General features: G+C 73.2%; 6 protein-coding genes. 3 read left to right on the top strand and 3 right to left on the bottom strand.

The genetic code is table 11. The features are described 5' to 3' along the window. Positions 1-540, bottom strand: a 540-nt coding sequence (locus GTW40_RS05885) for a MerR family transcriptional regulator (protein ID WP_161179083.1), incomplete at its 3' end; no start/stop codon positions are given. 97 nt (positions 541-637) lie between these two features. Here GTW40_RS05885 and GTW40_RS05880 point away from each other — a divergent pair. Then, positions 638-2,167: an alpha/beta hydrolase gene (locus tag GTW40_RS05880; RefSeq protein ID WP_161179082.1), complete on the top strand. Its 1,530-nt coding sequence runs from the start codon at positions 638-640 to the stop codon at positions 2,165-2,167. Positions 2,168-2,348: 181 nt separating this feature from the next. Beyond that, a complete protein-coding gene (locus GTW40_RS05875; RefSeq protein ID WP_161179081.1) occupies positions 2,349-4,745 on the top strand; it encodes a SpoIIE family protein phosphatase in 2,397 nt (798 codons plus the stop codon). Between the two features lie 81 nt (positions 4,746-4,826). Here GTW40_RS05875 and GTW40_RS05870 read toward each other — a convergent pair whose 3' ends face one another. Beyond that, positions 4,827-5,750 (bottom strand): alpha/beta hydrolase, encoded by a 924-nt coding sequence (locus GTW40_RS05870; RefSeq protein WP_161179080.1) that lies wholly within the window; start codon positions 5,748-5,750, stop codon positions 4,827-4,829. A 155-nt stretch (positions 5,751-5,905) separates the two neighbouring features. On the opposite strand from GTW40_RS05870, the gene GTW40_RS05865 reads away from it, so the two are divergent. Continuing rightward, positions 5,906-6,784: a helix-turn-helix transcriptional regulator gene (locus GTW40_RS05865; protein ID WP_161179079.1), complete on the top strand. Its 879-nt coding sequence runs from the start codon at positions 5,906-5,908 to the stop codon at positions 6,782-6,784. Between the two features lie 47 nt (positions 6,785-6,831). On the opposite strand, the gene GTW40_RS05860 is transcribed toward GTW40_RS05865, so the two are convergent. Further along, a partial coding sequence (locus GTW40_RS05860; RefSeq protein WP_272918981.1) for a molybdopterin dinucleotide binding domain-containing protein occupies positions 6,832-7,884 on the bottom strand: 1,053 nt, incomplete at its 5' end.

The raw sequence follows: 7,884 nt of genomic DNA, 5'->3' as shown, positions 1-7,884 counted from the left end.
GGGCGTCGGGTCGGCCGGGGGCCGGGGAACCGCGTGGTCGAGGATCGCCGAGCGCAGCCGGGGCGACAGCCGGGCGGGGAGCGCCCCGCGCCAGAAGCGCGCGAGCGCCGCCGTACTGGGCGGCGCGGACACGGCCCCGACCAGACGGATCCGGTCGGCGCGCTCCTCGGCCGGACAGTCCCGGACGAGCTGGAGGGCGGCCTCCCGCCACCTCAACGCCGTGATCTCCGAGCCGAGTTCGCGCAGACGGCCGTCGAGGGCGTTCTCCAGGGCCCCCGTCGCCAGGACTCCTGTCGTACCCGCCGGACCGTCGCCCTCGTCGAGCACCCGGCCCACCTCGGGCACCGGCAGATCGAGCGCGCGCAGCGAACGGATCAGCCGCAGCCGGTCCAACGCGCCGGGGCCGTAGCGCCGATGGCCGCCGCTGCTCCGGGACGCCTCGGGCAGCAGACCGAGGTCGGAGTAGAAGCGGACCGTCTTCACCGTGACACCCGCGCGCTCCGCCAGCTCACCGATGCTCAACAGACCTTCAGGGGACATGTCTTGAATCTCCCTCAGGGGGAGTTCCTACGGTACCCGCGAGCACGGGCGGCCCTGCGGCCTACCGCGCGGACCACCACCCCATGAGGAGACGATCATGACGGCGTTCGTACTGGTCTCCGGCCCCTTCACCGGTGACTGGATCTGGCGGGAGACCGCCGCACGGCTGCGCGAGGCGGGGGCCCAGGCGCATCCGCTGTCCCTCACCGGACTGGGGGAGCGGCGCGAACCGGCCGGTCCGGGAACCGACTTGGAGACGCACATCGAGGACGTCGTACGGCTGATCGACGGCCTCGACGCACCCGGGCTGGTCCTCGTCGGACACGACTACGCCATCCACCCGGTGCTGGGCGCGGCCGACCGCCGCCCCGGGCGGATCTCCCGGATCGTGTACCTCGACGCCGGGATGCCGCAGGACGGTGACGCGGCGCTGGCCCTCGTACCGGACCAGGAGGCGCGCGAGCGGGTGCTCGCCGAGCCCGGCGGGTGCGTCCCGGTGCCGAAGCCGGGGGACTGGGAGCGCTGGGGCAGCACGGTCGGCCTGTCGGAGAGCGCGCTGGAGCGGCTGGACCGTCACGCCGCGCCGCAGCCGTCCGGCACCCTCGTCCAGCCGCTGCGGCTCACCGGGGCGGCGGCCGGCCTGCCCAGCACGGGGATCTTCTGCACCGCTTCCGGAATGACCATCGCCATGGCCGAGACCTTCGTCCGCACCGGACCACCGCAGTTCCGGGCGCTCGCCGACCCCCGGGTCACCTTCTTCGAACTCCCCACCGGACACTGGCCGATGCTCTCCACCCCCGACCAACTGGCCGACGTGCTGCTGGGAGCAGCCGCCGGGGAGGGGCACAGGATCACCGTGGACGCCGACGAACAGCCCCTGTATCTACGCCCGTTCGTGCTGGACGTGCCCGAGCGGCCCCGTGAGCGGACCGGCCGGGTCGACTTCTGCCTGCCCGGCTCCCCGCCGCACCGCACGACCGGCTCCCCGCCCGACGCGGACGGACCCCGGCCCGCCGTCGTGTTCGTCCACGGCGGCCCCGTTCCCGCCTCCCAGCGGCCCACTCCGCGCGACTGGCCGCTCTACACCGGCCACGCCCGGTACGCGGCGAGCCGGGGCGCGGTCGGCGTGACCGTGGACCACGGCCTGCACGCCCTCACCGACTACGCGCGGGCCGCCGACGACCTCGCCGCGGCCGTCGCCCTGGTCCGGGCGCATCCCCGGGTGGACGCCGACCGGATCGCCCTGTGGTTCTTCTCGGGCGGCGGCCTGCTCATGAGCGACTGGCTCGCCGCGCCGCCGCCCTGGCTGCGCTGCGTCGCCGCGAGCTACCCGGTGCTCGCGCCGCTGCCGGGCTGGAACGCGGTGGACGCGCGCTTCCGTCCCGTCACGGCTGTCCGCTCGGCCGGTGAGCTGCCGGTCGTCCTGACCCGGGTCGGGCTGGAGCACGACACGATCGCGGCCACGGTGACGGAGTTCCTGTCCGCCGCGCGGACGGCGGACGCCCACGTCGTGACGGTCGACGTCCCCTCGGGCCACCACGGCTTCGACGTGGCCGACCCCACGGACGAGTCCCGGCACGCGGTGGCGGAGGCCCACCGCCAGGTGCTGGGCCATCTGACGGGCTGAGCCGCCCGCGCGTACCTGAGCCGCCCGCGCGTATCTGAGCTGCTCCCGCGTACGGACACGACGGCCCGGAACACCGCACCCTCGGGCTTCCGGCCGCCCCCGCCCGCGCCGCCGCGAAAAGCGCTCCCACCTCGTTGGTCGTACCGTGGGAGAGGCGGGGGCGCCGAGCCGGAGGAGCAGGATGGGCGGGTTCAGCGCCGGTGCCGAGAGGCATGTGTTCTCGTTCGCCGGAGTGGCGACGGCCGTGCTCGACGACCGGGGCACCGTGGTGCGCTGGTCGTCGGCGGCCGCCGAACTGCTGGGCCGGACCGCCGAGGAGGTCTGCGGACGCCCGCTGCGCGAGCTGCTCGCGCGCGACTGCCCGGACACCGAGGACGACGGCTTTCCGGCGGACGGCACGGCCCTGCTGCGGCACAGCTGCGGTGACGCGGTCGCCGTCAGCTTCCGCGTCCTGAGCACCGAGCCCGCCGCCGAGTCCCTCGTACTGCTCGCCCCCACCCGGCGGGTGAGCCACTGGGAGGCGGACGCCAATGTGCTGCGCGCCCTGCTCTCCCAGGACCGCCTCGGCATCGGGATGCACGACACCGACCTCACTGTGATGTGGACCAACATCACGGCCGACATGTTCGGCGGGTCGGCCCTTCCGCGCGGCAGCAGACTGACGGACGTACCCGCCCTGAAGGACGCCAAGGACGCCGAGACCGAGCTGCGGCAGGTGCTGGAGACCGGTGAGCCGCTGGTCGGGAAGACCCTGCACATGCGCGCGCCGGACGATCCGGACCGGTACCTCGTCCTGTCGCTGTGCGCCTTCCGGGTGGAGGACGCCGAGGGCACGCCCATCGGTGTCGTCACCATGTTCGCCGACACCCCGGAACAGCAGCGGGTGCGCCGACGGCTGGACGTGCTGCACGCCGCCGCCGACCGCATCGGCGCCTCCCTCGATGTCAGGCGCACCGTGCGGGACCTGATGGACGTCCTGGTCCCGGCCCTCGGGGACGTGGGCTGGGCCGACCTCGCCGAGGCCGTGCTCAACACCGACGAACCGGCCAAGCCCGCCGCCGGTGGCGGGGACCTGCATCTGTGCCGGGTCACCGTGACCCCCGACGAGGGCACCGCCGCCCTCTTCCGGCCCGGCGAGGCGATCCCCCGGCTGCCGTACTCGCCCGAACTGGGCGACATCCAGCGCGGACGGCCCGTCGTCCTCGACCCCGACACGGTCGCCGACGTCCTCGGCGACCCCTCGCTGGTGCACCGCTTCGTCCCCGAGGACGGCCGCTCGGGACTGTGGGCGCCGCTGTTCGCGCGCGGACTGGTGCTCGGCTCCGTCACGGTCTGGCGCACCGGGGAGCGTGAACCCTTCGAGCCGGAGGACGCCGAACTGCTCGGCGAGATCGCCTCGCGGGCCGCCCTCAGCGTCGACAACGCCCGCCGCTACACCCGCGAACGCCGCACCGCCCTGACCCTCCAGCGACGCCTGCTCCCCCCGGCCACCACCGAGGGCCCGGCCGCCGAGACCGCCGGCATCTACCTGCCCGCGGGCGGCGGCGCCGACATCAGCGGCGACTGGTACGACGTCATCCCGCTGCCCTCCTTCCGGGTCGCCCTGGTCGCCGGGGACGTCGTCGGGCACGGCCTGGACGCCAGCGCCGCGATGAGCGGCCTGCGCACCGCCGTACGCACCCTCGCCGACCTCGAACTCGACCCCTCCGAACTCCTCACCCACCTCGACGACCTCGTACGACGGCTCGGCCAGGACACCGAGTGGGGCAAGCCCGCGGGCGCCACCTGCCTGTACGCCGTCTACGACCCCATCGCCCGCCGCTGCGTCATCGCCGGGGCCGGACACCCGCCGCCCGTCGAGGTACGGCCCGACGGCACCACCCGCATGCTCCGCTTCTCGCCCGGACCGCCGCTCGGGGTGGGCGGGATGCCCTTCGAGACCGTCACCGCCGACGTGGAGCCCGGCAGCGTCCTCGCCCTCTACACCGACGGACTCCTCGACCGGTACGGCGGTGACCTCGACGCGGGCCTGCGCTGGCTCACCCACCGGCTCGCCACCTCGTGCCGCCCCGGGCAGAGCCTCGTGGAAGCGAGCCGTCTGCTCCAGGCCGACCTCGGCCAGACCCCGCCCCGCGACGACATCGCCCTGCTCCTCGCTCGCGCCCGCGCCATCCCCGAGGACGCCATGGCGAGCTGGGAGTTCGGCGCGGACGACTCCGTGGTGGCCGACGCCCGGCAGGCCGTCAGACACCAGCTCGTCGAATGGGGCCTGGACGACCTCGTCTTCACCACCGAACTGATCGTCAGCGAGCTGGTCACCAACGCCGTCCGCTACGCCGGAGCCCCGGTCGGCCTCCGCCTCGTCCGGGACGACGTCCTCGTCTGCGAGGTCACCGACCCCAGCAACACCCAGCCCCGCCTGCGCCGGGCCGGCTGGAGCGACGAGGGCGGCCGCGGCCTCTTCCTCGTCGCCCAGCTCTCCACCCGCTGGGGCAGCCGCTACGGCCGCAACGGCAAGACGATCTGGTCGGAGCAGCGGCTGGTGCCGCAGGAGGTGGACTTCGAGGCACTCATGTGAGGGGCCCACATGTGCGGGGCCTGCATGGGTGAGGCCCACATATAGTCCTCCCACATGTGGGCCTCACCCATGTGACAGGGCTCAGTCCTGTGCCGCCACCAGGTGCTCCCGGAAGAACGACACCGCCTCCGCCACAGCCTGGTCCACGTACTTCGGCACGTCGTAGAAGTCCATGTGGGCACCGCCCTCCACGACCACCAGCTGCTTCGGACCGCGGGCCCGCCCGTGCAGCTCCGTCGACATCCACAGGGAGCCCGCCTCGCTGCCCGCCACGATCAGCACCGGCTGGGTGAGCAGGTCCTCCACCATGTGGAAGGCGTCGAAGGTGAGGATCCGCGAGACGCTCTTGGTGAAGAGGAACTTGTTCTGGGCGTTCGGGTGCTGGGCGCGCGGGGTCAGGTAGTAGTCGTGCGCCTCGGCCAGGTCGCGCGGGGTGGTGGCATCCGGCTCGGCCGGGACGTAGGGCAGGTAGGCCGGCTCCGCGCCCTCCGCGGCCTCGGCGGTGCGCTGCCGGGCCAGTGCCTGGAGCGTGGGTACGGCGGCGGCGTCGGAGTCGGTGCCGTACCAGCCCCGCCGGAAGGACGTGCCGATGTTGACCGCGCTCACAGTGGTGAGGGCCTTGATCCGGTGGTCGGTCAGCGCGGCGCCGACCGCGTAGCCGCCACCGGCGCAGACGCCGAGCGCGCCGATGCGCCCGGGGTCGACGTAGGGGAGCGACTGGAGGTGGTCGACCGCCGCGCGTACGTCCTCGACACGGGCGTAGGGGTCCTCCAGGAAACGCGGCTCGCCGCCGCTCTCGCCCTGGAAGGAGGCGTCGTAGGCGAGGGCCACGAAGCCCTGCTCGGCGAACCTGCTCGCGTAGAGCCCGGCGACCTGCTCCTTGACGCCGCCGCCGGGGTGGACGGTGACGACGGCCGGGTAGCTGCTCTCGGGGTCGAAGTCCGCCGGGAGGCAGAGGTTGCCCGCCATGGTGATCGGGCCGTTGGGGAAGGTGATCGCTTCCACGGGTCGCTCCAGTCTTCGCAGTGCTGATGCCGTCGGCCGGTGGATCCCGGCGACACCTCCACCTTGCGGGCCTTCGCGCGGGCGGGACAGACGCTGCTTGTCGGGGGTACCGGCAGCCCCTCCCTCGCCCCCGGCCCCGGGCTTAGCCTCGACCTATGGAGACCGCCAAGGAGATCAAGGACTTCCTGACCACCCGCCGCGCGAAGATCACCCCCGACCAGGTGGGGCTCCCCTCGGTGGGGCGGCGCCGGGTGCCCGGGCTGCGCCGCGAGGAGGTCGCCCTGCTGGCCGGGGTGAGCGCCGAGTACTACGTGCAGATCGAGCGCGGCCAGGTCGCCGGGGTCTCCGACGAGGTGCTGCACGCCGTCGCCACCGCCCTGCGCCTGGACGACGTCGAGACGGCCCACCTCTTCGACCTCGCCCGCGCCGCCGGGAAGGCGGGCCGCGGACAGAGCCGCGCCCGCACCCCACGCCGCCAGGTCTCCGAAGCCCTCCAGGCGCTCATCGACGCCATGGTCGCCGCCCCGGCCATCGTGCAGAACGGCCACCTCGACATCGTCGCCGCCAACCCGCTCGGCCGCGCCCTGTACGACGCCGTGTACGACGACGGCCCCGAACCCCCGAACCTGGCCCGCTTCATCTTCCTGAACGACCGCGCCGACGCCACCTTCCCCCGCTGGGAGAAGGCCGCCGACGACACGGTGGCCCTGCTGCGCGTAGCGGCCACGAAGGCGCCGTACGCGAAGGCGATCACGAATCTGGTGGGCGAACTCGCCACCCGTAGCCCGGAGTTCCGCACCCGGTGGGCCGCACACGACGTACGGGCCCACCGCAGCGGCACCAAGGACTTCCGGCACCCCGCCGTCGGCGACCTCACCCTCCGCTTCGAAGCCCTCGACGCGGCCGCCGCCCCCGGCCTCAGCCTCATCGGCTACACCGCCGAACCGGGCTCCGCCTCGGAGGAGGCGCTGATGCTGCTGGCGAGCTGGGCGGCGACGGAACGGACCGCACCGCGCAGCCCGCTGACTCCCTGAGGAGGAGTCGTCCGCGTGGTTTCCAGGAGCCCGCTTCGTCGGCGCCGTCATGCCTCCGGTTCGATCGTGACGTCCAGTTGCTTCATCAGCGGCTGGTCGCTCTGGGCGCTGTAGTCGCTGATCGAGATCAGCCTGTTCAGCTCCGGCATGTAGCCTGCGGCGACGCCGCGCGGGATGTCGTGCTCGACGGCGAGGAAGCCCCGCAGTGTGCGCTCGGTGCCGTCCTTGGCGTGGGCCGTGATCAGGGTCGGCTGGAATTCCTCCAGGCCGCGTTCGCGCATGTCGTCGGGGTTCATGAAGACGAGGGTGCGCAGGTTGTGGATGCCCCGGTAGCGGTCGTTGTCGGTGTAGATCGTGGTGTTCCACTGGTCGTGGGAGCGCATCGCGCCCAGGACGAGCCGTCCGGTGCGGGGCACCACGTCGGGCAGCGGGGCGTGCGAGAACTCGGCGCGCCCGGACGGGGTGAGGAAGACCAGCTCGCGGGCGGGCTGCTTGATCCGGAAGCCCATCGGCAGCCGGACGCGCCGGTTGAAGTCCTCGAAGCCGTACAGGACGTCCGCCATGGTGTCGCGGATGCGGTCGTAGTCCTCGGCGTACCACTCCCACGGGGTCTTCGAGTCGGGCAGCGCCGCCCGGGCGAGACCGGCGATGATCGCGGGCTCGGAGAGCAGCTGCGGCGAGGCCGGATGCTGGTTGCCCTGCGAGAGGTGGACCATCGAGTCGCCGTCCTCGACGGAGATCCGCTGCGGTGTGCCGCGCTGGACGTCCTTCTCGGTACGGCCCAGGCACGGCAGGATCAGCGCCCGCTTGCCATGGACGAGATGGCTGCGGTTGAGCTTGGTGCTGACGTAGACGGTCAGGTCCACCTTGCGCAGGCTCGCGTAGGTGAACCGGGTGTCGGGCGAGGCCAGCGCGAAGTTGCCCGCCATCCCGACGAAGACCTTGATGTCGCCCCGGTCCATCGCCTCGATGGTGCCGACGACGTCCAGCCCGTCCTCGCGCGGCGGGTCGATCCCGCAGACCTCGGCGAGCTTGTCGAGGAACTCCGGGGTGGGGGTGTTGGTGATGCCGCAGGTGCGGTTGCCCTGCACGTTGCTGTG

Origin of the sequence: Streptomyces sp. SID4985, from assembly GCF_009863025.1 — a bacterium.
GTDB lineage: Bacteria > Actinomycetota > Actinomycetes > Streptomycetales > Streptomycetaceae > Streptomyces.
This window is presented reverse-complemented; position numbering and strand designations above follow the sequence as displayed.